This is a genomic window from Streptomyces uncialis (assembly GCF_001905345.1).
In the GTDB taxonomy this organism is placed as follows: domain Bacteria; phylum Actinomycetota; class Actinomycetes; order Streptomycetales; family Streptomycetaceae; genus Streptomyces; species Streptomyces uncialis.
Window position 1 is genome coordinate 126,330 of the sequence record NZ_LFBV01000006.1, and the last position, 26,762, is coordinate 153,091.

Consider the following 26,762-nt stretch of genomic DNA (forward strand, 5'->3'; position numbering starts at 1 on the left):
GGTTAGCTGTTCACCCGGCCGAGGTAGTCGCCCGAGCGGGTGTCGACCTTGATCTTCTCGCCGGTCGTGATGAAGAGCGGAACCTGCATCTCGAACCCGGTCTCCAGCTTCGCGGGCTTGGTGCCGCCCGTGGAGCGGTCGCCCTGGACGCCCGGCTCGGTCTCGGCGATGACCAGCTCGACAGCGGTCGGCAGCTCGACGAACAGGACACTGCCGTCGTGCTGCGCCACGGTGGCCGAGAAGCCCTCAAGGAGGAAGTTCGCGGCGTCACCGACGGTCTTGCGGTCGATGTGCAGCTGGTCGAAGGTCTGCATGTCCATGAAGACGAAGTACTCGCCGTCCATGTAGGAGAACTGCATGTCCCGCTTGTCGACGGTGGCCGTTTCGACCTTCACGCCGGCGTTGAAGGTCTTGTCGACGACCTTCCCGGACAGCACGTTCTTGAGCTTGGTGCGCACGAAGGCAGGGCCCTTGCCGGGCTTGACGTGCTGGAACTCGACGACGGACCAGAGCTGGCCCCCGTCGAGCTTGAGTACCAGGCCGTTCTTGAGGTCGTTCGTGGAAGCCACGGTTGCGGAATCTCCTGGACTGACGTGGACGACCAGCGGGGGCCCGCGTCCGGCAGCTCAGCGGTGGGCTGAGGCTAGAGCGCCAGGAGCTCCTTGGTCGTGATGGTGAGTAGCTCGGGTCCGCCGTCCGCCTCTGGGCGCACGACGAGCGTGTCATCGATCCGGACCCCGCCCCGGCCAGGGAGGTGAACCCCCGGTTCGACGGTGACCGGCACACAAGCGTCCAGTTTACCCATGGCCGAGGGCGCCAATTGCGGGTCCTCGTCGTTTTCGAGCCCCACACCGTGCCCGATGCGCGGCGGAAGGCCCTCCCGGTGGCCCGCGGACTCCAGGATCTGGCGGGCCGCGCGGTCCACATCGCGGCAGGCGGCGCCGGGCACCAGGGCCTCCCGTCCGGCCCGCTGAGCGGCGAAGACAAGGTCGTACAGCTCGATCTGCCAGTCCGCGGGCGAGGTCCCGATGACAAAGGTCCGGCCGATCTCGCAACGATAGCCGCGGTAGGACGCGCCCAGGCCCACGGACAGAAAATCGCCTTCCTCGACCCTGCGGTCGGTGGGACGGTGCTCACCGAGACCCGCGTGCGGGCCGGTGCCCACCGAGGTCGCGAAAGCGGGGCCGTCGGCCCCGTGGTCGACCAGCCGGCGTTCCAGCTCCAGGGCGAGATGCCGCTCCGTGCGGCCCACCAGGATCGATTCGAGCAGTTCGCTCAGGGCCTGGTCGGCGATCTCCGCGGCGATCCGCAGACAGCCGATCTCCTCCTCGTCCTTGATCAGCCGGAGCTGTTCGACGGCTCCCGCGAGGTCGGTGAGCCGCAGACCGGGGGCGACGGTCCGCAGCGCCCGGTGGCGGGCGACCGTCAGATGGTGCTCCTCCACGGCGAGGGCGTCCGTGCCCCGGGCCGCGGCGATGCCCGCGGCGGTCACCGCGGGGTCCCCGCCCGGGTCGGGGAGGGTCTTGGTGAGCAGCGTCTCGTCGGGGCGGCCCTCGTCCGGGCGGCCGCTGGGCGGGTGCGCGCAGACCAGGAGGTCGCCGTTGCCGCCCTCGCCGTCGCCGTCGTCCTCGCTCTCGCCGAGGAGGAGGACCGCGCCGGGGGGCGCGGTGCCGGTGAGGTAGCGGACGTTGGCGGGGCGGGAGATGAGTGCCGCCGCGGGGCCACCTGCGGTGTTGCGTTCCCGTAGGCGGTGTCTTCGGGACGCGTACGCCTCTGCCATGGTCCGAGCGTACGAGTGACCTGGCGCGGGGGCCCGGTCTGCGCGGCCGGACGGGGGGTCCCCCGTCCGGCGGCTGGGTTCGGCGTGCCTCTGGCCGTCCTCCCTTGCGGGTGGGTCCTGGGTGCTCGCGGTGTTGCTCGCGCCCTTCAGGTCTCCGCACCTGGGCCCACTTGTTCCTGTGCGGGTCCGACGTGGGGCACAGTTCCCCGCGCCCCTTACGGGGCGCCACCGGGTGTGGGCCTTCACCTGCGGGTGGGCACTGGGTTGCTCGCGCCGTTCCTCGCGCCCCTTAGGTCTCCGCCTGTGGGCCTACTTGTTCCTGTGCGGGTCGCACGGGGGTGCGCAGTTCCTCGCGCCCCTTGCGGGGCGCCTCCTGGCGTGGGTCCTCACCTGCGGGTCGGTACGGGGTTGCTCGCGCAGTTCCTCGCGCCCCTTAGGTCTCCGCACCTTGGCCCACTTGTTTCTGTGCGGGTCGCACGGGGGTGCGCCGTTCCTTGCGCCCCTTACGGGGCGAACCTGGACGTCGTCCGTCCTGTCCGGGCAGGGGTTACCACTGTGGGGGGCTGGCTACCGAGCGGGTGAGGGCTTCTGTGAGGGCCTGGGCCGTGCTGGGGATGTCCAGGTGGGAGTTGTCGATGATCGGGAGGCCCGAGCCGTACCAGCCGGCCATCCGGCCGTGGATACGGGCCACCTCCTCGTCGGCGAGACGGCGGTTCCCGCTGCGCTCGGCGTTGCGCTCCAGGACGATCTCCAGGCCCGGCAGCAGGACCACGGGCAGCAGCCCGGGCCCCACATGCCGCTTCCAGCCGCCGAGGCCGACCACCGGGCGGTCGGGGAAGACCGCGTCGTCGAGGATGCAGGAGATGCCGTTGGCGAGGAAATTGCGCGCGGCGAAGCCGCAGGTGCGGCGGGCCAGCCGGTACTGGGCCTCCGAGTGGTCGTTCCACCCGGACTGCGGGTCGGCGAAGCCGGAGCGCACCCATTCCCTGACGTCGTCGAGGCTGATGTGCGCGGTCGGGGCGCGGCGGTGCTCGGCCCAGTACTTGGCGACGCTCGTCTTGCCCGCGCCCGCCGGGCCGATCAGCAGCACCGCGAGGGTGATCCCGGTCGTGTCGGGTCCGCCGTGGGCGGGTGGCGGGCTGGGGAGCGCGACGGGGCCGCCGGGCGGCAGCCGGACATGGCCGGTGCTGTCCGGACGGGCCTGGGGCGGGCCGCCAGGGGCCTGCGCCGAGGCAGCCGGGGCCTGGCGGGGTGCGGGATGCGGGGGCGCGCCCTGGTGCGGAGGCGAGTGCGGCGGGGGGCCCTGCCGCGGCGCCGGGGGCGGCGGCGGGCCCTGCCGCTGTGGCGGGCCCTGCTGCGGCGTGGGGGGCGGAGGCGGGGCTTGGTGCGGGGGCGAGTGCGGCGCCGGGGGCGGGCCCTGGTGCGGGTGGGGGGCCGGTGGGGGGCCGCTGGGAGGCGGGGGCGCGGCGTGGCCCGAGTGCGGGGGCGGGGGGACGGACAGGTAGGGCCCCGGAGGGGGCGGCCCGGTGGGTACGGGGCCCGGGTGAGGTGTGCCTGGGCGGTGCGTGCCCGGGTGGTGCGGGGCCGGCCAGCCCGCGGCCGGTTCCCCGCCCGGCCGCTCGGGCGGCGGCAGCGGTGCTCCCCCTGCGTGCTGCATCCGGTGCCACTCCGTCTCGTACAGGCCGTACCGGCGCGTCGGGTCGTGTCGTCCAGACAACTCGCGGCGACCCCGCCGGAGTTCCCGGCCGGGCGGCGCCGCTCCCCCGCGGCCGTGGCGGCCGGGGAACATCCACCGAACGGTACCTTCCCGGGCGGTCCCCGTGGGGACGGGCCGGGTGAACGGACGGCGGACGGCGGAGGATGCGCTCAGGGACGCGGGGCCGGTCCATCGGCCCCGCGTCCCGTGGGAGCGGGGACTAGCCCGCGACCTCGCCGTAGGCGGCGAGCAGCACCGCCGGGTCCGGGCCCTCCAGGACAGTCGGCCGCGCGAGGCCGTCGAGCACGATGAACCGCAGCAGGTCGCCCCGGGACTTCTTGTCGACCTTCATGGTCTCCAGGAGCTTGGGCCACTGGTCGTAGCGGTAGCTGAGCGGCAGCCCCACGGACTCCAGGACCGTGCGGTGGCGGTCGGCGGTGGCGTCGTCCAGGCGTCCGGCGAGCCGGCCGAGCTCGGCGGCGAAGTGCATACCGACGGAGACGGCGGCGCCGTGCCGCCACTGGTAGCGCTCGTTCTTCTCGATGGCGTGCGCGAGGGTGTGGCCGTAGTTGAGGATCTCCCGGCGCCCGGCTTCCTTGAGGTCGCCGGAGACGACCTCCGCCTTGACCCTGATGGACCGCTCGACGAGTTCCGCGGTGTGCGGGCCCGCCGGGGTCCGGGCGGCCTGCGGGTCGGCCTCGACCAGGTCGAGGATCACGGGGTCGGCGATGAACCCGGCCTTGATGATCTCGGCGAGCCCGGAGACGTAGTCGTGGACGGGCAGCGACTCCAGCGCGGCGAGGTCGCACAGCACCCCGGCCGGCGGGTGGAAGGCGCCGACGAGGTTCTTGCCCTCGGCGGTGTTGATGCCGGTCTTGCCGCCGACGGCGGCGTCGACCATCCCGAGGACGGTGGTCGGGACCGCGACCCAGCGCACGCCGCGCAGCCAGCTCGCCGCCACGAACCCGGCCAGGTCGGTGGTGGCGCCGCCGCCCACGCCGACGATGACGTCGCTGCGGGTGAAGCCGGACTGCCCGAGCGCCTTCCAGCAGTAGGCGGCGACCTCGGCGGTCTTGGCCTCCTCGGCGTTGGGCACCTGGATGGCGACCGCTTCGAAGCCCTGTCCGGCGAGGTCCGCGCGCAGCGCCTCCCCGGTCTCGGCCAGCGCCTCCGGGTGGATCACGGCGACCCGCTTGACCCGCGGCCCGATCAGGGCGCCCAGTTCACCGAGGAGCTGCCGCCCGACGAGCACGTCGTACGGGTCGGTGCCGGCCGAACCTGCGACCTGGATACGGGTGGGTGCCTGCGCGCTCATGGGGTCTCCTGGCGGGGGTCGTGCGGGTCGTCGTCCGGGGCGGCGGGGCCGTCCGGGACGGGTGGTGCGCCGGGGCCGGCCGTGAGGCCCAGCGCTTCGAGGACGGCGCGGGCCACCTCTTCGGGGCCCCGGTCCGCGGTGGTGACGACCGCGCGGGCCACCTCGGTGTAGAGCGGGAGGCGGGCCTCCATCAGCTCGCGCCAGGTACGGCGGGGGTTGACGGCGAGCAGCGGCCGGGCGACGTTCAGCCCGGTGCGGCGTACCGCCTCGTCCACGTCCATCGTCAGCAGGACGACGGGCCGCCCGGCGAGCAGGGCCCGGGTGTCGGCGTCGAGGACGGCGCCGCCGCCGAGGGCGAGGACACCGTCGTGGGTGCGCAGCGCGTCCCGGACGGCGGCCTTCTCGGCGGCGCGGAAGTACGGTTCGCCGTCGTTGACGAAGATGTCGGAGATCGGGCGGCCCTCGGCGGCCTCGATGTCGTCGTCGGTGTCCCGGTAGGGGCGCCCCAGCCACTCGGCGAGGAGCGCCCCGACGGTGGACTTGCCGACGCCCATCGGTCCGACGAGGACGACGGCGGGCCCAACCGGTCCGGGTGTGTCGGGCATCGTCGTCACCGGATGCGCAGGTGGTCGAGGTAGGACTCGACGTTGCGGCGGGTCTCGGGGACGCTGTCGCCGCCGAACTTCTCCGCGACGGCGTCCGCGAGGACCAGGGCGACCATGGCCTCGGCGACGATCCCGGCGGCCGGGACCGCGCAGACGTCGGAGCGCTGGTGGTGGGCCTTGGTGGCCTCGCCGGTGACGATGTCGACGGTGGCGAGGGCCCGCGGGACGGTCGCGATGGGCTTCATCGCGGCGCGCACCCGCAGCAGTTCCCCGGTGCTCAGACCGCCCTCGGTGCCGCCGGAGCGGCCGGTGACGCGCTTGATGCCGTCGGCGGTGCGGACGATCTCGTCATGGGCCTGCGAGCCGGGGACGCGGGCGAGGCCGAAGCCGTCGCCGAGTTCGACGCCCTTGATGGCCTGGATGCCCATGAGGGCGGCGGAGAGCCGGGCGTCGAGACGGCGGTCCCAGTGGACATGGGAGCCGAGGCCGACGGGCACGCCGTAGGCCAGCACCTCGACGACGCCGCCGAGGGTGTCGCCGTCCTTGTGGGCCTGGTCGATCTCGGCGACCATCGCCTCCGAGGCGGCGCTGTCGAGGCAGCGCACCGGGTCGGCGTCGAGCTTGTCGACGTCCGAGGGGACGGGGTGGACGCCGTACGGGGCCTTGGCCGCCGCCAGTTCCACGACATGGCTGACGATCTCGATGCCCGCGGTGGCCTTGAGGTAGGACCGGGCGACCGCGCCGAGCGCGACCCGGGCCGCGGTCTCCCGGGCGGAGGCGCGCTCCAGGATGGGGCGGGCCTCGTCGAAGCCGTACTTCTGCATGCCCGCGAGGTCGGCGTGACCGGGGCGGGGGCGGGTCAGCGGGGCGTTGCGGGCCATGGTGGCGAGTTCGGCCGGGTCGACCGGGTCGGCCGCCATGACCTTCTCCCACTTGGGCCACTCGGTGTTGCCGACCATGATCGCGACCGGGGAGCCCAGGGTGAGACCGTGGCGTACCCCGCCGAGGAACGTGACCTCGTCACGTTCGAACTTCATCCGGGCACCGCGTCCATAGCCGAGGCGCCGCCGGGCCAGGTGGTCCCCCACCATCTCCGTGGTGATCGGGACACCGGCGGGAAGGCCCTCCAGTGTCGCCACCAGGGCGGGGCCGTGCGACTCCCCCGCGGTCAGCCAGCGCAACCTGCTCAACGGTGCTCCTCTTGCTCGCGCCCGAACTGCGACGGCGCGACCGGGTGCGCGGCCCTGGCCCGCCACCCCTGATCCTCCCATGCCCCGGACCCGTGCCTGTTCGAAGGTCCATCAGGCGGACGCCCCCGGGGCCAGCGGGTCAGCGGGAGGCGAGCGCGAGCTCTCCGGCGCGGCGCATCGCGGCCAGCGGCGCGGGGCCGCGCCCGGTCATCCGCTCGACCTGGAGCACGGCCTGGTGGACGAGCAGGTCGAGGCCGCTGACGACGGCGCCGCCGTACGCCGACCAGCGGGCGGCGAGCTCGGTGGGCCAGGGCTCGTACAGCACGTCGAACAGCGTCGCGGGGCGTTCGGGCAGCCGGGCGGCGAGGGCGTCGGTCGTCCCGGCGGGCGTGGTGGCGATCACCAGGGGGGCGTGCAGCGCGCGGGCCGCGTCGTCCCAGTCCTCGGTGCGGACCTCGACGCCGAGGCGTTCGCCCCACTGCCGCATTTCCGCCGCGCGGGCGGCGCTGCGGACGTAGGCGACGACCTCGCCGGTGCAGATCCGGGCGAGGGCGGCGAGCGCGGACGAGGCGGTGGCCCCGGCGCCGAGCACCGCCGCGGACTCCACGGACTCCACGCCGCGCTCCCGCAGCGCGGCGACCATCCCGGGGATGTCGGTGTTGTCCCCGGTGCGGCGGCCGTCCTCGGTGAGGACGACGGTGTTGACGGCTTCCACGGCGGCGGCCGTGTCGCTGATCCCGTCGAGCAGCGGGATCACCGCGCGCTTGAGCGGCATGGTCAGCGAGAGTCCGGCCCACTCGGGGCCGAGCCCGGCGAGGAAGCCGGGCAGGGCCGCCTCGTCGGTCTCGAAGCGGTCGTAGCTCCAGCCGGTCAGTCCCAGTTCGGCGTAGGCCGCCCGGTGCAGCACCGGGGACAGGGAGTGCGCGATCGGTGAGCCGAGGACCGCCGCGCGGCGCCGCCCGGCGTGCTCAGTCGCCGTTCTTCCGTCGCTCATTGAATTCGCGCACCAGTTCCTCGTGGTCGGCCAGTTCCTTGGTGAACGTGGTCGTCTTGCCGTCGATGGAGATGAAGAACATCCAGCCGTCGGTGTCGGGCTCGACCGCGGCCTGCATCGCGTCCTTGCCGGGGTTCCCGATCGGGCCGGGGGGCAGTCCCGCGTAGAAGTACGTGTTGTACGGGTCGTCGTAGTTCCGGATCTCCTTGGTGGAGATGTCGATCTCGCTCTGGTTCTTCACGTAGTTGTACGCGGAGTCGAACTCGACCTTCTGGTTGGTGACCACGTTCGTCGGCTTGAGGCGGTTGTAGACGACGGCCGCCATCTTCTTGAAGTCGTCGTGGGTCATGCCCTCGGCCTGGACCATGCTCGCGACGGTGACGACCTCCAGCGGGTCCTTCAGCCCCAGCTCGCGGGCCTTCGCCTCCAGGTCGTAGGTCTCGTACTGCTCGACCGCCCGGGCGACCATCTTCTTGAGCACGGCGGCCGGTTTCATACCCTTGGCGACGGAATAGCTCGACGGGTAGAGGAAGCCCTCCAGCGGATCCTTTATGTCCTTGTCCGCGTTCGCCCAGCTGGGCAGACCGAGGGACTTCGACTCCTTGAGGGCGACTTCCTTGGTGGTGCCGCCGGGCAGTTCGAGGCGCTTGTCGATCTGCGAGTAGACCCAGGCGTTGCGGCGGCCCTCCGCGATGATGAGGTTGTTGCGGCTCTTGGGACTGAGCATCAGTTCGACGGCACTGGCCGCCGACATCTGCTTGCGCAGCAGATAGACGCCGTCCTGGATGGTGTTGCCCTTGGGGTTCTGCTGCTGGGCGGACACGAACGCGTCGACGCTCCTGATGACGCCGGCTTCCTTGAGTTTCTGGCCGATGCCGGAGCCGAGCGAGCCCTTGGGGATGTCCACGGAGACGGTCTCGCCGGTGCCGTCGCCCGCGAAGTCCGGGGCCGTGCCGAAACGATCCTGGTAGAACTGGAACCCGAAGTAGCCGACCGCGCCGATACCGCCCGCGAAGACCGCGGTGACCAGCAGGCACGCGACCCCGCTGCGGCCTTTCCTGCTCTTGCCGCCGCGGCCGCGCCGGTCACCGCCCCGGCCGCCGGAACGGCCCTCGGGCTCCTCGTCGTCGTATCCGTCGCCGTCGGGCGCGTCCTGGCCGGTGAAGAAGGCGTGGTCCTCGCCCTCCTGACCGGCGTCCCACTCGGTGGCCTCGTCCGGGTCGGGCGCGGCGCGCCGCCGGCCGGGGGGCTCGGGCGGGGGGTACGCCGCGTCCGAGCCGTAGTGGTCGGGCTGCTCGGCGCCGTACGCCTCGGGCTGTCCCGCGTAGGTGCCCGCGGGGTCGGTGCCGTAGGGGATCTGACCGGGCTGCGCGGCCTCCCAGCCGCCCTGGTACTGGCCGCCGTGCGCGTCGCCCTGCCCGGGGGCGGGCTGGTTGTGCCATTCGTCGTACTGCGGGGACTGCCCGGCGTGCTGCGGGGCGTGGCCCTGCTGCGGGTACCCCTGCTGGGTGTGGTCCTGCGGATACTGCTGCGGGTCGTACCCCTGGCCCTGGCCTTGGCCCTGGTCCTGCGGGTACGACTGCTGCGGCTGGCCCTGCTCGTAATACTGGTGCTGCTGGCCCTGCTGGTGCTGCTGGTGCTGGTCCTGGTGGCCCTGCTGCTGGTGCTGCTGCCCGTGCGGGTACTGCTGACCGGTCTGGGGGGACTGGCCGGGGTGGCCCTGCGAGCCCTCCCATCCGACGTCCCCGTACAACGGGTCCTCCGGATACCACGGTTCGGAGCCTTGGCCCCGGCCATATTCAGTCATCTGTCCCCTAGTGCCGCGAGGCGGGGTCCGCTGAGCACTCGCGGCGCGGCGTCGCATCCACCTCAATTGCTGTGCGCCGGCTGTTCGAACCCCGTCGCATCGCGCGGAACGTTACCGTATCGCGATCAGATGACCACTTCGACGCCCTCACCGGGTGCAGCGCCTGACGCCCGTTCGGACTCCAGAGCGTTCTGGAGGATCACCACAGCGGCAGCCTGGTCGATGACAGACCGGCCCTTTCGGGACGTCACGCCCGAGGCGCGCAGTCCCTGACTGGCCGTGATTGTGGTCATCCTCTCGTCCATCAGGCGCACCGGGACGGGCGCGATACCGGTGGCGAGGACCTGGGCGAAGGCCCGGACCTTGACCGCCGCCGGGCCCTCGCCGCCGCGCAGGGAACGCGGGAGCCCGACGACGACCTCGATCGGCTCGTACTCCTCCACGAGGGCCCGCAGCCGCCGGTGGGCGGCCGGGACATCACGTCCCGGCACGGTCTCCACCGGCGTGGCGAGGATGCCGTCCGGATCGCAGGAGGCGACACCGATCCGGGCGTCCCCCACGTCGAGCGCGAGTCGGCGGCCCCGGCGCATCAGGCGGCGGTGTCGGCGACGAGCCGTTCGACGGCGTCGATGGCGTCACCGATCGCGGCGGCGTTCTGGCCGCCGCCCTGGGCGACGTCCGGCTTGCCGCCACCGCCGCCGCCGAGGGTCTTGGCGGCGGCGCGGACCAGCTCACCGGCCTTCAGACCGCGTGCGCGGGCGGCGTCGTTGGTGGCGATCACCGTGAGCGGCTTGCCGTTCACGGCGGTGAACAGGGCCACGACCACGGCCCGGTCGCCCTGGATACGGCCCCGGACGTCGAGGACCAGCTTGCGCAGGTCGTCGGCGGTGGTGCCGTCGGGGACCTGGCCGGTGACGAGGGCGGTACCGCGCACGTCCTTGGCGGACGAGGCGAGCCCGGCGGCGGCCTGGAGGACCTTCTCCGCGCGGAACCTCTCGATCTCCTTCTCGGCCTCCCGCAGCTTGGCGAGCATCCCGGCGATCTTCTCGGGCAGCTCCTCGGAGCGGCCCTTGACCAGCTCCTGGAGCTGGGCGACGACGGTGTGCTCACGGGCGAGGAAGTTGTAGGCGTCGACGCCCACCAGGGCCTCGATACGGCGCACCCCGGAGCCGATGGAGGACTCCCCGAGCAGCTTCACCAGGCCGAGCTGCGAGGTGTTGTGGACATGGGTACCGCCGCAGAGCTCCTTGGAGAAGTCCCCGATGGTGACGACCCGGACCCGCTCGCCGTACTTCTCGCCGAACTCGGCGATGGCGCCCTGCTTCTTGGCGTCGTCGATGCTCATGACCTCGGCCTGGACGTCGAGGTCCCGGGCGAGGACCTCGTTGATCCGCTGCTCGACGTCGGTGAGGACGGTGCCGGGCACGGCGGCCGGTGAGCCGAAGTCGAAGCGGAAGCGGCCGGGCTGGTTCTCGGAACCGGCCTGGGCGGCCGTCGGGCCGAGCGCGTCACGCAGCGCCTGGTGGGTGAGGTGGGTGGCGGAGTGGGCGCGGGCGATGGCGGTGCGGCGGCGCACGTCGATGGTGGCGTGTGCGGCGGCGCCGACGGTCACCTCACCGACCTGGACGACGCCCTTGTGGACGTACACGCCCGGCACCGGCTTCTGGCAGTCGCGGATCTCGACCACGGCCCCCGAGTCGAGGCGGATCCGGCCGGTGTCACCGATCTGGCCGCCGCCCTCGGCGTAGAAGGGGGTGCGGTCGAGGACGATCTCGACGTCGTCGCCCTCGGTGGCGGCCGGGGAGGAGACCCCGTCCACCAGGATGCCGACGATCCGGGACTCGCCCTCGGTGTCGGCGTACCCGGTGAACTCGGTGGCGCCCGCGCGGTCGGCGATCTCGCGGTAGGCGCCCATGTCGGCGTGACCGGTCTTCTTGGCGCGGGCGTCGGCCTTGGCGCGCTCCCGCTGTTCCTTCATCAGCCGCCGGAAGCCGTCCTGGTCCACGGCGAGGCCCTGTTCGGCGGCCATCTCCAGGGTGAGGTCGATGGGGAAGCCCCAGGTGTCGTGGAGCAGGAACGCCTTGTCACCGGTGAGGACCGTGCCGCCGGTGGCCTTGGTCTCCGAGACGGCGCTGTCGAGGATGTTGGTGCCGGCCTTCAGCGTCTTGAGGAACGCGGCCTCCTCGGCGAGGGCCACGGTCTCGATACGCTCCCGCTCGCTCTCCAGCTCCGGGTACTGGTCGGCCATCGAGCGGATGACCGTGTCGACCAGCTCACCGACGACGGGGCCGGTGGCGCCCAGCAGCCGCATGTTGCGCACGGCGCGGCGCATGATGCGGCGCAGTACGTAGCCGCGGCCCTCGTTGCCGGGGGTGACGCCGTCGCCGATGAGCATCACGGAGGTGCGCATGTGGTCGGAGACGACGCGCAGCGAGACATCGCTGTCGTGGGCCTTGCCGTAGGCGATACCGGTCAGCTCGGTGGCCTTCTCGATCACGACACGGGAGGTGTCGATCTCGAACATGTTCTGCACGCCCTGGAGGATCATGGCGAGGCGTTCGAGACCGAGACCGGTGTCGATGTTCTTGTTCGGCAGGTCTCCGAGGATCTCGAAGTCTTCCTTGCCGGTGCCCTCGCCCCGCTCGTACTGCATGAAGACGAGGTTCCAGATCTCGACGTACCGCTCGTCGTTGACGGCGGGGCCGCCCTCGACGCCGAACTCGGGGCCGCGGTCGTAGTGGACCTCGGAGCAGGGGCCGCAGGGGCCGGGGACGCCCATGGACCAGAAGTTGGGGCCCATCCCGAGGCGCTGGATGCGCTCGGCGGGCACCCCGATGACGTCCCGCCAGATGCGCTCGGCCTCGTCGTCCTGCTCGTAGACCGTGATCCACAGCCGCTCGGGGTCCAGGGCGTAGCCGCCGTCCGCGAGGGAGCCGGTCAGCAGCTCCCAGGCGTACTTGATGGCGCCTTCCTTGAAGTAGTCCCCGAAGGAGAAGTTGCCGCACATCTGGAAGAAGGTGCCGTGCCGGGTGGTCTTGCCGACCTCTTCGATGTCCGGGGTGCGGACGCACTTCTGGACGCTGGTGGCGCGCTCGTAGGGCGGCTTGACCTCACCGAGGAAGTACGGCTTGAAGGGGACCATGCCCGCGGGGACCAGCAGCAGGGTCGGGTCGTCCGCGATCAGCGACGCCGACGGAACGACGGTGTGCCCGCGCTCCTCGAAGAAGCGCAGCCAGCGGCGGCGGATTTCAGCCGACTCCATCAGTGGTCCTCATTCCGGTTGTGCGAGTGCGTCCTGTGCTCGGCGTACTTCGCGGCCTTCGGGTGGTCGGGGTGGTAGGGGCTTTCCAGGGCGGCGGCGCGGCGCGGCGCGGGGAGCTCACCGTCGACGGGGGCGTGCAGGCCCAGCGCGTCGCCCAGTTCGTGCTCGCGCTGGATCATTCCGGCGCGGACGTCGAGGGCGAACTCCTTGAGCCGGTGGCCGGTGTCGACGGCCTTGTTCGCGGCCTGGGCGGCGAGGCTCTCCGGGGTGAGCTGCTTGAGCTTGCGGTTGACCTTGGTGGTGGCCCAGACCCCGGCGGCGGCGCCCGCGGTGAACCAGAACGTACGGCGGAACATCGCTGCGTCAGTCCTTCTTGCGCCTGCCGCGCCGCTTGGCCGGGACGGCCCGGCCGAGGATCACGGTGCGACGGGCCTGTTCGGTGGGCGGGGTGGCGGCGGGCGCGCCCTTGCGGCCGATGGCCTGGCGGACGCCGTAGCCGAACGCGGCGACCTTCACCAGGGGGCCGCCGAAGGTGGCGGCGACCGTGGTGGAGAGCGCGGAGGCGTTCGACGTGACCTCCTGGACATCGGAGGCGATGGAGTCGACCCGGTCGATCTGGGTCTGTGCCGAGCGCACGGCCGTGGCCGCGTCCGCCAGCAGCGGGACTGCCTGGTCGGTCACGTCCGCGACGAGTTTGGTGGTCGCCCTGAGCGTCTGGGCCAGCCTCGCCAGCGCGACGGCGAGGAAGGAGACCAGGATCGCCCAGAAGACGGCCACCAGGATCCCGGCAACCTCTCCACCGGACACAGTGCACCGCTCCCTGAGATCTTCGCCCGGGGTGACCGGGACGCCCGTACGTCGACCGCGCCGGCCCTGCGGCGGTCCTTCGCCGGTGCCCGGCGGTCGACAAGTATGGCCCGAGCCTATCGCGCCACGCGCCCGCCTCCGTACCGGATTACGGCCCCCCGTCACGGTGTGTGCCGGTGCGGGTCCGGGCGGGCGGGCGAGGGGTCCGCGACGGGGCGGCCCGTGCGGGCTGATTGTACGGACCGCTTATGCCTGGGTACGCTCCGTCTCTCATGCGACGCACATCGCGGCCCGGGGCCCGAAGAGACGATTCTGCGCAGTTCCCGGGGGTGTCCGGTGCCCTGCCGCTGGAGCTGAACACCTTCGTGGGACGCGCTCCCGAGCTGGCCTGTCTGGCGGGCGCGCTGGAGGAATCCCGGCTGGTGACCGTGACCGGTATGGGCGGGGTCGGCAAGTCCCGGCTGGCGGCGCGCGCGGCGGCCGTGTGCGCTCCGCCGGGCGGGGCGCGGCTGGTGGAGCTGGCGGCGGTGACCGCCGACGATCTGCTGGAGTACGCGGTCGTGGAGGCCCTGGCGCTCACCGACCACACCGCCCGGCCCGCCCGTGAGGTGCTGCTGGAGCACTTCGCGGACCGCCGGGTCCTGCTCGTCGTGGACGGCTACGAACATCTGGTGGACCCGTGCGCGGCGCTGGTCGGGGCGCTGCTGCGGGCCGCGCCGGGGCTCACCGTCCTCGCCGCGGGCCGGCGTCCGCTGGGGCTGAGCGGGGAGCGGGTGGTGCCGCTCGCCCCGCTGGGCGAGCCGGACGCCCTGGCCCTGCTCACGGACCGGGCGGCGGCCGTGGTGCCCGGCTTCGCGCTGGACGACGCGGCGGCGGACGACGCGCGGGAGGTCTGCCGCCGGCTGGACGGCATACCGCTCGCGCTGGAGCTGGCGGCGGGACGGCTCACCGCGCTGTCCCCCGGTCAGCTGCTGCACCGCCTCGACGACCGTTTCCGGCTGCTCACCGGGGGCGGCCGGGACGCTTTGCCCCGCCATCAGACGCTGCGTACGGCGATCGGCTGGAGCCATGAGCTGTGCACCGCGCGGGAGCGGCTGCTGTGGGCGCGGCTCTCGGTGTTCTCCGGCGCCTTCGACCTGGACGCCGTCGAGTACGTGTGCGGCGGGGACGGGCTGCACGCGGACGATGTCCTCGATGTGCTGTCGGCCCTGCTCGAACAGTCCGTGGTGGGCCGTGAGGACGGGCCCGCCGGGGTGCGCTACCGGATGCTGGACACGGTCCGCGCGTACGGCGCCGACTGGCTGGAGGGTTCCGGGGACGCGGTACGGCTGCGGCGGCGCCACCGGGACTGGTACATGGGGCTGGCGACCTGGTGCGAGCTGGAGTGGTTCTCCCCGCGTCAGGCGGAGGTGGCCGCGCGGATCGAGGCGGAGCTGCCCAATCTGCGTACCGCCCTGGAGCACTGCCTCACCGAGCCCGGCGACACCCGGCTCGGCCAGCATCTCGCGGGCACCCTCTGGTTCTACTGGGTGGGCTGCGGGCGGCTCTCGGAGGGCCGGCACTGGCTCCAGCGCAGCGTGGAGCTGGACGCGGGGGCGCCGGAGCAGCCCGACGACTTCCCGCAGGCCCGGCTCAAGGCCCTGTGGGTGCTGGGCTATGTGGCGATCCTCCAGGGCGACCCGGTCCCGGCGCTCGCCGCGCTCCATGAGTGCCAGGACGAGGCGGAGCGGACGGACAACGCGGTCGCCGTCGCGTACGTCGAGCACCGCAGGGGCTGTCTGGCGCTGGTCGGTGACGATGTCCGCCGCGCCGAGGTGCTGCTCCGCTCGGCGCTGGAGCGCTACGAGGAGATCGGGGAGCTGAACAGCAATGTCCTGATGGCCCGGGTGGAGCTGGCCATGGCGCTGGCGTTCCAGGGCGAGCTCGGGGACGCGGTACGGCTGTGCGAGGACGTCCGGGAGGTGTGCGAGGACCACGGGGAGCGCTGGACCCGGGCGTACGCGCTGTTCGTCCTCGGGTACGCGGCCCGCTGCGAGGGTGATCCGGCGCGGGCCCGGCGGCTGCTGGAGGAGTGCCTGGTCATCGACCACACGTTCCGGGACCTGCTGGGCGCGGTCCTCGCGATCGAGCTGCTGGCGCTGGTCACGGTGGACGAGGGCGATCCGGCGGAGGCGGCGGTGCTCCAGGGCGCGGCGGGCCGGATGTGGGCGTCGGTGGGTCTGCCGCTGTTCGGCTCACGCCACTACAACGCGCCGCACGAGCTGTGCGAGGAGCGCTCCCGGGCGGCGCTGGGCGACGTCCGGTACGAGGAGTGCGTGCGGGAGGGCGCCCGGCTGGGCATGGACGCGGCGGTGGGCCGGGCCCTGGGCCATGGGCCGGCGCCGGACGACGGGCCGGGGGCGGCCGGGGTGGTGCCGGTCGCGGGACCGGGGGCGCCGGACAGCGCACCGGATGCCGGGGCGGACGGTGCGGGGGCGGCGCGGACGGACGGTGTGGAGCCGGGCGGCGGCGGGCCGCGGGGCGCGGAGCCGGACGGGGGCGCGGCGTCCGTGGGGCCGGGGGACGGCGGCGGCGCGGGTCCGGGAACACCGCGGCCCGCCGCCTCGCCCGCTCCGGGGAGCGGGGAGACGACGGGCTGAGGCGTGGTGACGCGGGAGAGCGCTACGTCCGGATCAGCGGGCGTAGTACTCGACGACGAGCTGCTCGTCGCAGATCACGGGGATCTCCTTGCGCTGCGGGTCCCGGTCCAGGCGGAACGCCAGGGCCTTCAGGTTGACCTGAAGGTAACGGGGGGTCTCACCGTCGGCGGCGTAGCCACCCTCGCGGGAGACCTGGAACAGCGTCTTCTCGCGCGAGCGCTCGCGGACCATGACGACATCGTCGGGACGGACACGGAAGGACGGCTTGTCGACCTTCTTGCCGTTGACCTCGATGTGGCCGTGGACGACCATCTGGCGGGCCTGGTAGATCGTGCGGGCGATGCCCGAACGCAGCACCAGCGCGTCCAGACGGCGCTCCAGCTCGATGATCAGGGCCTCGCCGGTCTTGCCCTGGACCTTGCTGGCGCGGTCGTAGGCGCGGACGAGCTGACGCTCGGACACGTCGTACTGCGCGCGCAGACGCTGCTTCTCCAGCAGACGGACCTTGTAGTCCGAGGTCTGCTTGCGGCCGCGGCCGTGCTCGCCCGGCGGGTAGGGGCGGGCCTCGAAGTACTTGACGGCCTTGGGGGTCAGCGCGATGCCGAGGGCACGCGACTTCTTGACCTTGGGACGGGACTGGTTCGGCACGAACCAACCTCTCTCACTTTGAACGAATACGGCTCACCAGGGTTAAGGGAGGTCGCATCCGCAGCCCGGGGAAACCCGGGGGGTCCGCTGGACCCCTGGGCAGCCGCTCCCTGGACTGGGCACATACGTGCAGCACGCGAGTGGCCCACCGACCGCTGGGGTGGTGGGCTGCCCGCGACACCTTTCGACGGTGCGCGACGCTCCTGGAACCCGCCCGTGAGGGCGCGGGCTCCGGCTGCTTGTCCCGTTCTGGTGAACCGGCCGGGGCCGGACACGGGACGCAGCGCTCGGGGAAGTTTACCGGGTGTCCGGGGGTGCCTGCTACCGGGGCCCGGACCCGGTGGGCGGGGCGGCCGGACCCTGCTCCCCGCGCAGCCGCTCACGGACCCGCTCCACGACATCGGCGTAGCGCGCTTCCGCGCCGTACCGGGTGGGCTGGTAGTACCGCTTGCCGTCGACGGCCTCCGGGGCGTACCGCTGGGCGGCGATACCGCCGGGGACGTCGTGCGGATAGACGTACCCCTTGGCGTGGCCGAGGGTGGCGGCGCCCTTGTAGTGCCCGTCCCGCAGATGGGTCGGCACCGGACCGGCGAGGCCCTTGCGGACATCCTCCATGGCGGCGCCGATGGCGAGCGTCGCGGCGTTCGACTTGGGTGCGAGGGCCAGTGCGATGGTGGCGTGGCTGAGGGTGAGGGCGGCTTCGGGGAAACCGATGAGGGCGACGGCCTGGGCGGCGGCCACGGCGGTGGGCAGGGCCGTCGGGTCGGCGAGGCCGATGTCCTCGCTGGCGGAGATCATCAGCCGCCGGGCGATGAAGCGGGGGTCCTCCCCCGCCTCGATCATCCGGGCCAGATAGTGCAGGGCGGCGTCCACGTCCGAGCCGCGGATGGACTTGATCAGCGCGCTGGCCACGTCGTAGTGCTGATCACCGGCGCGGTCGTACTTCACTGCGGCCCGGTCGACGGACTCCTCAAGGGTGCTCAGCGTCAGGGTGTCGTCCCCCTTGGCGAGGGCGGCGCCCGCGCCCGCCTCCAGTGCGGTGAGTGCCCGGCGGGCGTCGCCGCCCGCGATCCGCAGCAGATGCGCCTCGGCGTCCTCGGCGAGGGCGACCGCGCCGCCGAGGCCCCGCTCGTCGGTGAGGGCGCGCCGCAGCAGTCCGCTCACGTCGTCGTCGGTGAGGGGTTCCAGGGTGAGCAGCAGGGAGCGGGACAGCAGCGGGGAGATGATCGAGAAGTAGGGGTTCTCGGTGGTGGCGGCGATCAGGGTGACCCAGCGGTTCTCCACGGCGGGCAGCAGCGAGTCCTGCTGGGCCTTGCTGAAGCGGTGGATCTCGTCCAGGAAGAGCACGGTCTCCTGGCCGTATCCGCCGGTGGCGCGGCGGGCGCTCTCGATGACGGCGCGGACCTCCTTGACGCCCGCGGTGATCGCGGAGAGCTCCACGAAGCGCTTCTTGGTGGCCTTGGAGACCACGTACGCGAGGGTCGTCTTGCCGGTGCCGGGCGGGCCCCAGAGGATCACCGAGGAGGGGCCGGCGGGACCGCCGCCGCCCTCGCCGACGAGCCGGCGCAGGGGGGCGCCGGGCTTGAGCAGATGCTGCTGGCCGAGGACCTCGTCGAGCACGCGCGGGCGCATGCGTACGGCGAGAGGACTGCTCGCCGGGTCTTTCTCCTGGCGTTCCTCGGCGGCGGCGGTGAACAGATCGGGCTCCACCCGGGGAACCCTATGCCACACCACCGACACTCCGGCCGGGCACCGTCGTGCGCGGTGCCCGGCCGGGGCGTCGAAGGGTGCGGGGGCGGCTCAGCTGGTCCAGAACTCCCACCAGCGGGTCATGATCAGTATGCCGATGGCGCCGATGTGCAGGACGGGCAGCACCCAGGTGAACTCGCCGAGGAAGCTCTTCAGCCAGCCCGGGGCGGGCAGATGTCCCGCGCGGACGTTGAACGAGGTCACGTACCAGAACATGATGATCGTCGCGACCCAGGCCAGACAGCACCACAGGCACAGCGCGTGGATGCGGTAGAGCGACTGGAACATCAGCCAGCCGCAGAAGGCCACGCCGAAGAGCATCCCGGCGTTCATGGTGAGCCAGTACCAGCGGGGGAGGCGGGCGCCCGCGAGCAGGGTCATCCCCACGCAGATGATCATGCCGTAGGTGACCAGGCCGAGCATCGGGTTGGGGAACCCGAAGACATGGGACTGCTCGCTCTCCATGATGTTGCCGCACGACACCACGGGGTTGAGGCTGCACCCGGGGACGTAACCCGAGTCCTCCAGGAGCTTGAACTTGTCGATGGTGATGACCCACGCGGCGAGCAGCCCCGCGGCGCCGGTGATCACCAGGAGCAGGGCGAGTCCGCGACCGGCGCCGACGCTGCCGGGGGCGTCGGACCGGGGGGAAGCGGAGGACACGTCGTTGTCTGCTGTCATCGTCTCGGTCATCACGCCGTTCCGTCAGTCGAGTCGCGGGCCAGGGCATCGTCATTGTGCCGTACGTGTCTGTGTGCCCCCCGTCCGGCGGACCGGATCGCGCCGGTCCGGCGGGAAGGGGTCCCGCCCCAGGTGGCGGGCGGTCCCGGCGGACGACGAGGGGGCCGCGCGGCACCTGGCCGCGCGACCCCCTCGACATCGGTTCTCACCCTCGCGGGGGACCCTGTGGAGGTCCCGCGCGGTCAGCCCAGCCGGGAGCGGAGCGTGTCGGTGACGGCGGCCAGGGCCACCGGCTCCTGTGCGCCCGACTCCATGTCCTTGAGCTGGACGACCCCTTCGGCGAGGTCCCGTTCGCCCGCGACGAGGGTGAAGCGGGCTCCGGAGCGGTGGGCGCCCTTCATGGCGGCCTTGACGCTCCGGCCGCCGTACGCGAGGTCCGTGGCGACCCCGGCCCGGCGCAGTTCGGCGACGACGCCGAAGAGAACCGTGCGGGCCTGCTCGCCGAGCGGGACGGCGTACACGCTGGTGGCGGGCGGGATGTCGAGGGTGACGCCCTCGGCCTCCAGCGCGAGGACCGTGCGGTCGACGCCCAGTGCCCAGCCGACGGACGGCAGCGCGGGGCCGCCGATCATCTCGGAGAGCCCGTCGTAGCGTCCGCCGCCGCCGACCGCGGACTGGGAGCCCAGACCGTCGTGGACGAACTCGAAGGTGGTGCGGGTGTAGTAGTCGAGGCCGCGGACCAGCTTGGCGTCGTCCTCGAAGGCGACGCCCTGCGCGGTGAGCAGCGCGCGGACCTCGGCGTGGTAGGCGCGGCACGCGTCGCAGAGGTGGTCGCGCAGCAGGGGCGCGTCGACGAGCTGCTTCTGGACGTCGGGGCGCTTGTCGTCGAGGACCCGCAGCGGGTTGATGTCGATCCGGCGGCGGGTCTCCTCGTCGAGGTCGAGGCCGCGCAGGAAGTCCTGGAGCGCCGTGCGGTAGGCGGGGCGGCACTCGCTGTCGCCCAGGGAGTTCAGCAGGATGCGGAAGTCACGCAGCCCGAGGGAACGGTACGCCTGGTCGGCGAGCAGGATCAGCTCGGCGTCGAGGGCGGGGTCCTCGGTGCCGATCGCCTCGGCGCCGATCTGCGAGAAGTGGCGGTAGCGGCCCTTCTGGGGGCGCTCGTAGCGGTAGTACGAGCCGGAGTACCAGAGCTTGACCGGCAGGTTGCCCGCCTTGTGCAGACCGGCCTCCAGGGTGGCGCGGAGCACGGAGGCGGTGCCCTCGGGGCGCAGCGCGAGTTCGTCGCCGCCCTTGGTGGTGAGGGTGTACATCTCCTTGGTGACGATGTCGGTGGACTCACCGACACCGCGGGCGAACAGTTCGACGTTCTCGAAGCCGGGCGTCTCGATGTAGCCGTAGCCCGCGATGCGCAGGGGCGCGGCCAGGGCCTCACGGACGGCGAGGAACGTCGCGCTGTCGGGCGGGGTCAGGTCGTACGTGCCCTTGGGGGCCTTGAAGGTGCTCACGAAGGTCTCTGGTCACATTCCTCGTCGGGGAGCCGAGGGGGCTCCCTGGCCGTCGGCCACCTGCCGCAGATACGGGTTGGTGGCGCGTTCCTGGCCGATGGTGGTCTGGGCGCCGTGGCCGGACAGCACCACGGTCGAGTCGTCGAGCGGCAGGCACACCCGGGCCAGCGACCGCAGGATCTCGGGGTGGCTGCCGCCGGGCAGGTCGGTGCGTCCGATGGAGCCGGCGAACAGCAGGTCGCCCGAGAAGAAGACGGACGGGACGTCCGCGTTCTCGGGCATCCTGAAGGTCACCGACCCCTTGGTATGGCCGGGGGCGTGCGCGACGGAGAGGTCGAGTCCGGCGAGCTCCAGCGAGGCGCCGTCGGTCAGTTCCCGCAGATCGGCGGGTTCCCCCACGGTCAGTTCGCCCATGAGCGGGGCGCCGATGGCGCGGCCGAGCGCCTTCTCGGGGTCGCTCAGCATGTACCGGTCCTCGGGGTGGATCCAGGCGGGCACGTCGTGCGCGCCGCACACCGGGACGACCGAGGCGACATGGTCGATATGGCCGTGGGTGAGGACGACCGCGACGGGCTTGAGCCGATGCCTGGCGATTGCCTCCTCGACCCCGGGGGCGGCCTGGTGCCCCGGGTCGATGATCACGCACTCCTCGCCCGCGGCGGGGGCCACCAGATAGCAATTGGTGCCCCAGGCCCCGGCGGGGAACCCCGCAATGAGCACGATCGTCCTCTGCTTCTCGAAATGTCTCTCGGATGTCTCGCGGCGGGTCCGCCGGGAGGGTCTGTCCGGTCTTCCCCGGTTGTGCCGGGGCGTTCCCGGGACGTTCCCGTACGGATGAGACGCGTCCGGCGTCCCGGCTCCCGCGGGACGCGGCTCCCCCGAGCCTACCGGCGGTGCCGTTTCCACAGCGAACCCATATACGGTACGGGACACACCCAGACGGTCAGGCTTTCGAGACGTACGAGGAGACAACCCGGTGGTCAGCCAGGAGCAGCGGCGGCGGCAGCTCGCCCGGGAGAAGTTCTTGCGGCAGCAGCAGCGGCGCGAGGGCACCCGGCGCAGGGCACGCACCCGGAACGCGGTGATCGCGGCGGCACTGGCCGTGGTGGTCGCCGGGGGCGCGGTGTCGTACGCGGCGGGAGCGTTCGACGGGAGCGACGGCGAGAAGGACTCGGCGGGTTCGCAGGCGAGCCCGTCGCCGTCGAAGGCGCCCGATCCGTGCGAGAAGCCCGCGGCGGGCGAGCCCTCCACGAAGACGTACAAGAAGGAACCGGCGCTGTCGATCGACAAGTCGGCGAAGTACACCATGAAGCTGGACACCACCTGCGGCGCGGTGGATGTGGAGCTGGACGCGGCGGCGGCGCCGCGGACGGTGAACTCCTTCAACTTCCTGCTCGGGAAGGGGTATCTGGACCACACCAAGTGCCACCGGCTCACCACCTCGGGCATCTACGTGCTCCAGTGCGGCGACCCCAAGGGCACCGGCGAGGGCACCCCGGGCTACACGATCCCGGACGAGAACCTCAAGGACAAGCGGCTCAAGGGCGGTGTCTACCCGGCGGGCACGGTCGCCATGGCGAACCGGTACAACGCCCAGACCAAGGAGGGCAAGAACTCCGGCGGCAGCCAGTTCTTCGTGGTGTACCAGGACAGTCAGCTGCCTCCGCACTACACGCCGTTCGGGACGCTCTCCGAGTCGGGCATGAAGGTCCTGTCGAAGATCTCGAAGGCCGGGGAGAACTCCGGGATGGGTGACGGGGCCCCCAACGCGACCGTGGTCATCGACAAGGCGACGGTCACGAAGTCGTGATCCCCACCGCGTAATTTCGGTCGCGCGGGATGCGGACAGCCGCCCCGCCGGTCGCCTAGATTGGCCGTGACGAAACTGTGGACGATGCCCGGGGGCCCGACAGGCCCCCGCGGACATCATGTGGAGGAGGCGCTGTGAGCAGCGACCCGTGGGGCCGCGTCGACGAGACGGGGACCGTGTACGTGCGTACGGCCGACGGTGAGCAGGTCGTCGGTTCCTGGCAGGCAGGCTCCCCCGAGGAGGCTCTGGCCTACTTCGAGCGCAAGTACGAGGGCCTGGTCGTGGAGATCGGCCTCCTCGAACGCCGGGTCAGGACGACCGATCTGTCCAGCAAGGACGCCCAGACGGCGATCGGTCATATCCGGGAGCAGGTGGACGCGCACCACGCGGTGGGCGATCTCCAGGCGCTGCGCGTACGGCTCGACAAGCTGGTGGAGAGCGTCGAGGCGCGCCGCGAGGAGCGCCGGGTCCAGAAGGCGAAGCAGTCCGACGAGGCCCGGCACGCCAAGGAGGCCCTGGTCGTCGAGGCGGAGGAGCTGGCGGCCAGCGAGCAGTGGCGGTCGGCCGGTGAGCGGCTGCGGGCGCTGGTGGACACCTGGAAGGGTCTGCCGCGGCTGGACCGCAAGTCCGACGACGAGCTGTGGCACCGCTTCTCGCACGCCCGCTCGGCCTTCTCCAAGCGGCGCAAGGCGCACTTCGCGTCCCTGGACGCGCAGCGCGAGGAGGCCCGCAGGACCAAGGAGCGGCTGGTCTCGGAGGCCGAGGCGCTGTCGGGTTCCACGGACTGGGGTCCGACGGCGGCCCGCTACCGCGATCTGATGGCCGACTGGAAGGCCGCGGGCCGCGCCCAGCGGGAGCACGAGGACGATCTGTGGAACCGCTTCCGGGGTGCGCAGGACGTGTTCTTCGCGGCGCGCAGTTCGCTGTTCGCGGAGCGTGACGCGGAGCAGTCGGAGAATCTGAAGGTCAAGGAGGGGCTGGTCGAGGAGGCCGAGAAGCTCGTCCCGGTGGGCGATCTGAAGTCCGCGCGGGCCGCGTTCCGGTCGATCAACGAGCGCTGGGAGGCCGTCGGGCATGTGCCCCGGGACGCCCGGCCGCGCGTCGAGGGCCGGATGCAGGCGGTGGAGCGGGCCCTCGCGGAGTCGGAGGAGACCGAGTGGCGCCGGACCAACCCGGAGGCACGCGCGCGTGCCGAGGGTCTGACCGGTCAGCTCCAGGCCGCGGTGGACAAGCTGCGCGGGCAGGCCGAAGCGGCGCGCGCGCAGGGCAACAACGCCAAGGCGGACAAGCTGGAGCGGGAGCTGGAGGGGCGGCAGGCGCTGCTCGACCAGGCGCTCAAGGGCCTTCAGGAGTTCGGGGGCTGATCTCCCTCCGGCACGGAACCGCACAGGGGTGGGCCCCGGCACCGAAAGTGCCGGGGCCCACCCCTGTGCGCGTCCGGTTCAGGGCCTGCGGGCCGAGGTGACGCGGTACACGTCGTAGACGCCTTCCACTCCCCTGACCGCCTTGAGGACGTGTCCGAGGTGCTTGGGGTCGCCCATCTCGAAGGTGAACCGGGAGGTGGCGACCCGGTCGCGGGAGGTCTGGACGGCCGCCGACAGGATGTTGACGTGCTGGTCCGACAGGATGCGGGTGACGTCGGAGAGCAGCCGGGACCGGTCCAGTGCCTCGACCTGGATGGCGACGAGGAACACCGAGGACTGGGTGGGTGCCCACTCGACGTCCAGCATGCGTTCGGGCTGCTTGGACAGCGACTCGACGTTGACGCAGTCCGCGCGGTGCACGGAGACACCGCTGCCCCGGGTGACGAACCCGATGATGGGGTCGCCGGGTACGGGGGTGCAGCAGCGGGCCAGCTTCACCCAGACGTCGTCGACGCCCTTGACGACGACCCCGGGGTCGGCGTTGGAGCGGCGCTTGCGGGAGCGTCCGCGCGCGGGCGGTACGTCCTCGATGTCCTCGCTGGCGGCCTCCTCGCCGCCGAGGGCCTGGACGAGCTTCTGGACGACGCTCTGCGCGGCGACATGGCCCTCGCCGATCGCCGCGTACAGCGACGAGATGTCGGGGTAGCGCATCTCGTGCGCGAGGGTGACCAGGGAGTCGCCGGTGAGGATGCGCTGGATGGGCAGGTTCTGCTTGCGCATCGCGCGGGCGATGGAGTCCTTGCCCTGTTCGATCGCCTCGTCGCGGCGTTCCTTGGAGAACCAGGCACGGATCTTGTTGCGGGCCCGTGGCGACTTGACGAAGCCGAGCCAGTCGCGGGAGGGTCCCGCGCCTGTCGCCTTGGAGGTGAAGACCTCCACCAGGTCGCCGTTGTCGAGCGTCGATTCGAGCGGCACGAGACGGCCGTTGACCCGGGCTCCTATGGTGCGGTGCCCGACCTCGGTGTGCACGGCGTACGCGAAGTCGACGGGGGTGGCGCCCGCGGGCAGCGCTATGACGTCGCCCTTGGGGGTGAAGACGAAGACCTCGTTGCGGGACAGGTCGAAGCGCAGGGACTCCAGGAACTCGCCCGGGTCCTCGGTCTCCTTCTGCCAGTCGAGGAGCTGGCGCAGCCACGCCATGTCGTTGACGGCGGCGCTGTCCTTGCCCGACCGGCCGGCGGGGCTGCGGGGCGCGTCGGTGCGTACCTTGGACGCGCCCGCCACGGCCTCCTGCTTGTACTTCCAGTGCGCGGCGATGCCGTACTCGGCGCGGCGGTGCATGTCGAACGTACGGATCTGGAGCTCGACGGGCTTGCCGTTGGGGCCGATCACCGTGGTGTGCAGCGACTGGTACATGTTGAACTTGGGCATCGCGATGTAGTCCTTGAAGCGCCCCGGAACCGGGTTCCAGCGCGCGTGGACGGTGCCCAGGGCCGCGTAGCAGTCGCGGACGGTGTCCACCAGGACACGGATGCCCACCAGGTCGTAGATCTCCGCGAAGTCCCGGCCGCGGACGATCATCTTCTGGTAGACGCTGTAGTAGTGCTTCGGGCGGCCCGTGACGGTCGCCTTGATACGGGCGGCGCGCAGATCGGCCTGGACCTCGTCGGTCACTATGGCGAGGTATTCGTCCCGCTTGGGGGCGCGCTCCGCGACGAGCCGGACGATCTCGTCGTACATCTTGGGGTAGAGGATCGCGAAGGCGAGGTCCTCCAGTTCCCACTTGATGGTGTTCATGCCCAGCCGGTGGGCGAGCGGGGCGTAGATCTCCAGCGTCTCGCGGGCCTTCTTCTCCTGCTTCTCCCGCTTGAGGTAGCGCATGGTGCGCATGTTGTGGAGCCGGTCGGCGAGCTTGATGACCAGGACGCGCGGGTCCTTGGCCATGGCGACGACCATCTTGCGCACGGTCTCCGCCTGCGCGGCCTCACCGAACTTGACCTTGTCCAGCTTGGTGACGCCGTCCACGAGGAGGGCGACGGTGTCCCCGAAGTCGCGGCGCAGGGTGTCCAGGCCGTACTCGGTGTCCTCGACGGTGTCGTGCAGCAGGCCCGCCATCAGCGTCGCCGGGTCCATGCCCAGCTCGGCGAGGATCGTGGTGACCGCGAGCGGGTGGGTGATGTACGGGTCGCCGCTCTTGCGCTTCTGGCCGCGGTGCCAGCGTTCGGCGACCTGGTAGGCCTGCTCGATCTGGCGGAGCGTCGCCGTCTCGATCTTGGGGTCGTTGCCGCGCACTATCCGCAGCAACGGCTCCAGGACCGGGTTGTACGGGTTGGAACGCTGGACGCCGAGCCGGGCGAGCCGGGCCCGGACACGGTTCGGCGAGGCGGAGCGCGCGACGGACTGACCGGCGCCGCCGCGGGCCGGGGCGGGCTTCACGGGAGCGGGCGCGGGCGCGGCGGCCGGAGCGGGCGCGGCGGCGGGGCGCTCGGGCGGCTTGGGGCGTGACGGCTCCGCCGCCTGGCCGGCGCTTCGCGTGTGCTCGGCGGGCTTCCCGTGCGGCGCGCTCTGCGCGTGGGCCACGGGGGCGGTCGCGGGGGCCGCCGCCCGGTCGGCCTGCGTGTCGGGCGTGGCGGCGAGTGGCTGGGGCTCGTCTGGCAAGTGCGCTCCTCGTGCGCTTCCGGGTCCCTGGGTCGGGCCCCGGAAGGCCCATGGTATCGACCCTGGGCCGTGTCCTCCCCTTGTGCGCCTCGGGGCCGGGACCGGGCGGCTCCCCGGACCGGGGCCGCCGGGCCCGGGTGTCCGGGGCGGGGGCGGTGCCGGCCCGGTGCCGGGGGCTCGCGGGCGTGGTGCGCGGGCGGGACCGCGGCCGGTGGGCCGTCGCGGGTCGGGTGACCCGTGCCGTCCATCGGA

At 72.3% G+C, this 26,762-nt stretch carries 21 protein-coding genes; 3 read left to right on the forward strand and 18 right to left on the reverse strand.

The window, feature by feature from the left end; genetic code table 11:
- Nucleotides 1–2: 2 nt before the first annotated feature.
- The 12 genes from efp to AB852_RS23165 form a co-directional block, all read right to left on the reverse strand.
- Nucleotides 3–569, reverse strand: coding sequence for an elongation factor P (gene efp, locus AB852_RS23105; RefSeq protein ID WP_073791997.1), 567 nt, complete (start codon nucleotides 567–569; stop codon nucleotides 3–5).
- 74 nt (nucleotides 570–643) lie between these two features.
- Nucleotides 644–1,780, reverse strand: coding sequence for an aminopeptidase P family protein (locus tag AB852_RS23110; RefSeq protein ID WP_073791999.1), 1,137 nt, complete (start codon nucleotides 1,778–1,780; stop codon nucleotides 644–646).
- Nucleotides 1,781–2,327: 547 nt separating this feature from the next.
- Entirely contained in the window at nucleotides 2,328–3,437 is a 1,110-nt protein-coding gene (locus AB852_RS23115) for an AAA family ATPase (protein WP_073792002.1), read from the reverse strand.
- Nucleotides 3,438–3,696: 259 nt separating this feature from the next.
- Nucleotides 3,697–4,791: a 3-dehydroquinate synthase gene (gene aroB / locus AB852_RS23120; RefSeq protein WP_073792005.1), complete on the reverse strand. Its 1,095-nt coding sequence runs from the start codon at nucleotides 4,789–4,791 to the stop codon at nucleotides 3,697–3,699.
- Nucleotides 4,788–5,396: a shikimate kinase gene (locus tag AB852_RS23125; protein ID WP_073792007.1), complete on the reverse strand. Its 609-nt coding sequence runs from the start codon at nucleotides 5,394–5,396 to the stop codon at nucleotides 4,788–4,790. The genes aroB and AB852_RS23125 overlap by 4 nt, the downstream gene beginning before the upstream one ends.
- Nucleotides 5,397–5,401: 5 nt before the next feature.
- A complete protein-coding gene (gene aroC, locus AB852_RS23130) occupies nucleotides 5,402–6,586 on the reverse strand; it encodes a chorismate synthase (protein WP_073792010.1) in 1,185 nt (394 codons plus the stop codon).
- Between the two features lie 139 nt (nucleotides 6,587–6,725).
- On the reverse strand, nucleotides 6,726–7,580 hold the full coding sequence (locus AB852_RS23135; protein ID WP_073792013.1) for a shikimate dehydrogenase: 855 nt from the start codon (nucleotides 7,578–7,580) through the stop codon (nucleotides 6,726–6,728).
- Entirely contained in the window at nucleotides 7,555–9,387 is a 1,833-nt protein-coding gene (gene mltG / locus AB852_RS23140) for an endolytic transglycosylase MltG (RefSeq protein WP_073792015.1), read from the reverse strand. The genes AB852_RS23135 and mltG overlap by 26 nt, the downstream gene beginning before the upstream one ends.
- A 125-nt stretch (nucleotides 9,388–9,512) precedes the next feature.
- Complete coding sequence (ruvX, locus tag AB852_RS23150; RefSeq protein ID WP_073792018.1) at nucleotides 9,513–9,977, reverse strand: Holliday junction resolvase RuvX; 465 nt, start codon at nucleotides 9,975–9,977, stop codon at nucleotides 9,513–9,515.
- Complete coding sequence (gene alaS, locus AB852_RS23155) at nucleotides 9,977–12,649, reverse strand: alanine--tRNA ligase (protein ID WP_073792021.1); 2,673 nt, start codon at nucleotides 12,647–12,649, stop codon at nucleotides 9,977–9,979. Before alaS ends, ruvX begins: the two co-directional genes overlap by 1 nt.
- Complete coding sequence (locus tag AB852_RS23160) at nucleotides 12,649–13,005, reverse strand: DUF6167 family protein (RefSeq protein ID WP_073792024.1); 357 nt, start codon at nucleotides 13,003–13,005, stop codon at nucleotides 12,649–12,651. Before AB852_RS23160 ends, alaS begins: the two co-directional genes overlap by 1 nt.
- Nucleotides 13,006–13,012: 7 nt before the next feature.
- On the reverse strand, nucleotides 13,013–13,456 hold the full coding sequence (locus AB852_RS23165) for a DUF948 domain-containing protein (RefSeq protein ID WP_073792027.1): 444 nt from the start codon (nucleotides 13,454–13,456) through the stop codon (nucleotides 13,013–13,015).
- Between the two features lie 272 nt (nucleotides 13,457–13,728).
- On the opposite strand from AB852_RS23165, the gene AB852_RS23170 reads away from it, so the two are divergent.
- Complete coding sequence (locus AB852_RS23170) at nucleotides 13,729–16,095, forward strand: ATP-binding protein (protein WP_107499326.1); 2,367 nt, start codon at nucleotides 13,729–13,731, stop codon at nucleotides 16,093–16,095.
- 33 nt (nucleotides 16,096–16,128) lie between these two features.
- On the opposite strand, the gene rpsD is transcribed toward AB852_RS23170, so the two are convergent.
- The 5 genes from rpsD to AB852_RS23195 all read right to left on the reverse strand — a co-directional run bounded on the left by rpsD (nucleotide 16,129) and on the right by AB852_RS23195 (nucleotide 21,398).
- Complete coding sequence (gene rpsD, locus AB852_RS23175) at nucleotides 16,129–16,743, reverse strand: 30S ribosomal protein S4 (RefSeq protein WP_073792029.1); 615 nt, start codon at nucleotides 16,741–16,743, stop codon at nucleotides 16,129–16,131.
- Between the two features lie 321 nt (nucleotides 16,744–17,064).
- Nucleotides 17,065–18,453 (reverse strand): replication-associated recombination protein A, encoded by a 1,389-nt coding sequence (locus AB852_RS23180; RefSeq protein ID WP_073792031.1) that lies wholly within the window; start codon nucleotides 18,451–18,453, stop codon nucleotides 17,065–17,067.
- A gap of 90 nt (nucleotides 18,454–18,543) precedes the next feature.
- Nucleotides 18,544–19,185 (reverse strand): vitamin K epoxide reductase family protein, encoded by a 642-nt coding sequence (locus AB852_RS23185; RefSeq protein ID WP_073792034.1) that lies wholly within the window; start codon nucleotides 19,183–19,185, stop codon nucleotides 18,544–18,546.
- Between the two features lie 230 nt (nucleotides 19,186–19,415).
- Entirely contained in the window at nucleotides 19,416–20,678 is a 1,263-nt protein-coding gene (gene hisS, locus AB852_RS23190) for a histidine--tRNA ligase (protein ID WP_073792037.1), read from the reverse strand.
- A 12-nt stretch (nucleotides 20,679–20,690) separates the two neighbouring features.
- Nucleotides 20,691–21,398 carry an MBL fold metallo-hydrolase gene (locus tag AB852_RS23195; protein ID WP_073792041.1) on the reverse strand — a complete coding sequence of 236 codons (708 nt, stop codon included), beginning with the start codon at nucleotides 21,396–21,398 and terminating at the stop codon, nucleotides 20,691–20,693.
- A 256-nt stretch (nucleotides 21,399–21,654) separates the two neighbouring features.
- Between AB852_RS23195 and AB852_RS23200 the strand changes: the two genes are divergently transcribed.
- Both AB852_RS23200 and AB852_RS23205 read left to right on the forward strand, forming a co-directional pair.
- Nucleotides 21,655–22,488 carry a peptidylprolyl isomerase gene (locus tag AB852_RS23200; RefSeq protein WP_073792043.1) on the forward strand — a complete coding sequence of 278 codons (834 nt, stop codon included), beginning with the start codon at nucleotides 21,655–21,657 and terminating at the stop codon, nucleotides 22,486–22,488.
- A gap of 134 nt (nucleotides 22,489–22,622) precedes the next feature.
- On the forward strand, nucleotides 22,623–23,852 hold the full coding sequence (locus AB852_RS23205; protein ID WP_073792046.1) for a DUF349 domain-containing protein: 1,230 nt from the start codon (nucleotides 22,623–22,625) through the stop codon (nucleotides 23,850–23,852).
- A 78-nt stretch (nucleotides 23,853–23,930) separates the two neighbouring features.
- Here the strand turns inward: AB852_RS23205 and AB852_RS23210 are convergent, their stop codons facing one another.
- Nucleotides 23,931–26,510: a RelA/SpoT family protein gene (locus AB852_RS23210; protein ID WP_073792049.1), complete on the reverse strand. Its 2,580-nt coding sequence runs from the start codon at nucleotides 26,508–26,510 to the stop codon at nucleotides 23,931–23,933.
- Nucleotides 26,511–26,762 lie beyond the last annotated feature (252 nt).

Coding starts and splice junctions, on each gene's coding strand:
- AB852_RS23110 (WP_073791999.1), bottom strand. CDS start 1,780: ATGGCAGAGGCGTACGCGTCCCGAAGACACCGCCTACGGGAACGCAAC.
- AB852_RS23115 (WP_073792002.1), bottom strand. CDS start 3,437: ATGCAGCACGCAGGGGGAGCACCGCTGCCGCCGCCCGAGCGGCCGGGC.
- aroB (WP_073792005.1), bottom strand. CDS start 4,791: ATGAGCGCGCAGGCACCCACCCGTATCCAGGTCGCAGGTTCGGCCGGC.
- AB852_RS23125 (WP_073792007.1), bottom strand. CDS start 5,396: ATGCCCGACACACCCGGACCGGTTGGGCCCGCCGTCGTCCTCGTCGGA.
- AB852_RS23135 (WP_073792013.1), bottom strand. CDS start 7,580: ATGAGCGACGGAAGAACGGCGACTGAGCACGCCGGGCGGCGCCGCGCG.
- mltG (WP_073792015.1), bottom strand. CDS start 9,387: ATGACTGAATATGGCCGGGGCCAAGGCTCCGAACCGTGGTATCCGGAG.
- ruvX (WP_073792018.1), bottom strand. CDS start 9,977: ATGCGCCGGGGCCGCCGACTCGCGCTCGACGTGGGGGACGCCCGGATC.
- alaS (WP_073792021.1), bottom strand. CDS start 12,649: ATGGAGTCGGCTGAAATCCGCCGCCGCTGGCTGCGCTTCTTCGAGGAG.
- AB852_RS23160 (WP_073792024.1), bottom strand. CDS start 13,005: ATGTTCCGCCGTACGTTCTGGTTCACCGCGGGCGCCGCCGCCGGGGTC.
- AB852_RS23170 (WP_107499326.1), top strand. CDS start 13,729: ATGCGACGCACATCGCGGCCCGGGGCCCGAAGAGACGATTCTGCGCAG.
- AB852_RS23185 (WP_073792034.1), bottom strand. CDS start 19,185: ATGACCGAGACGATGACAGCAGACAACGACGTGTCCTCCGCTTCCCCC.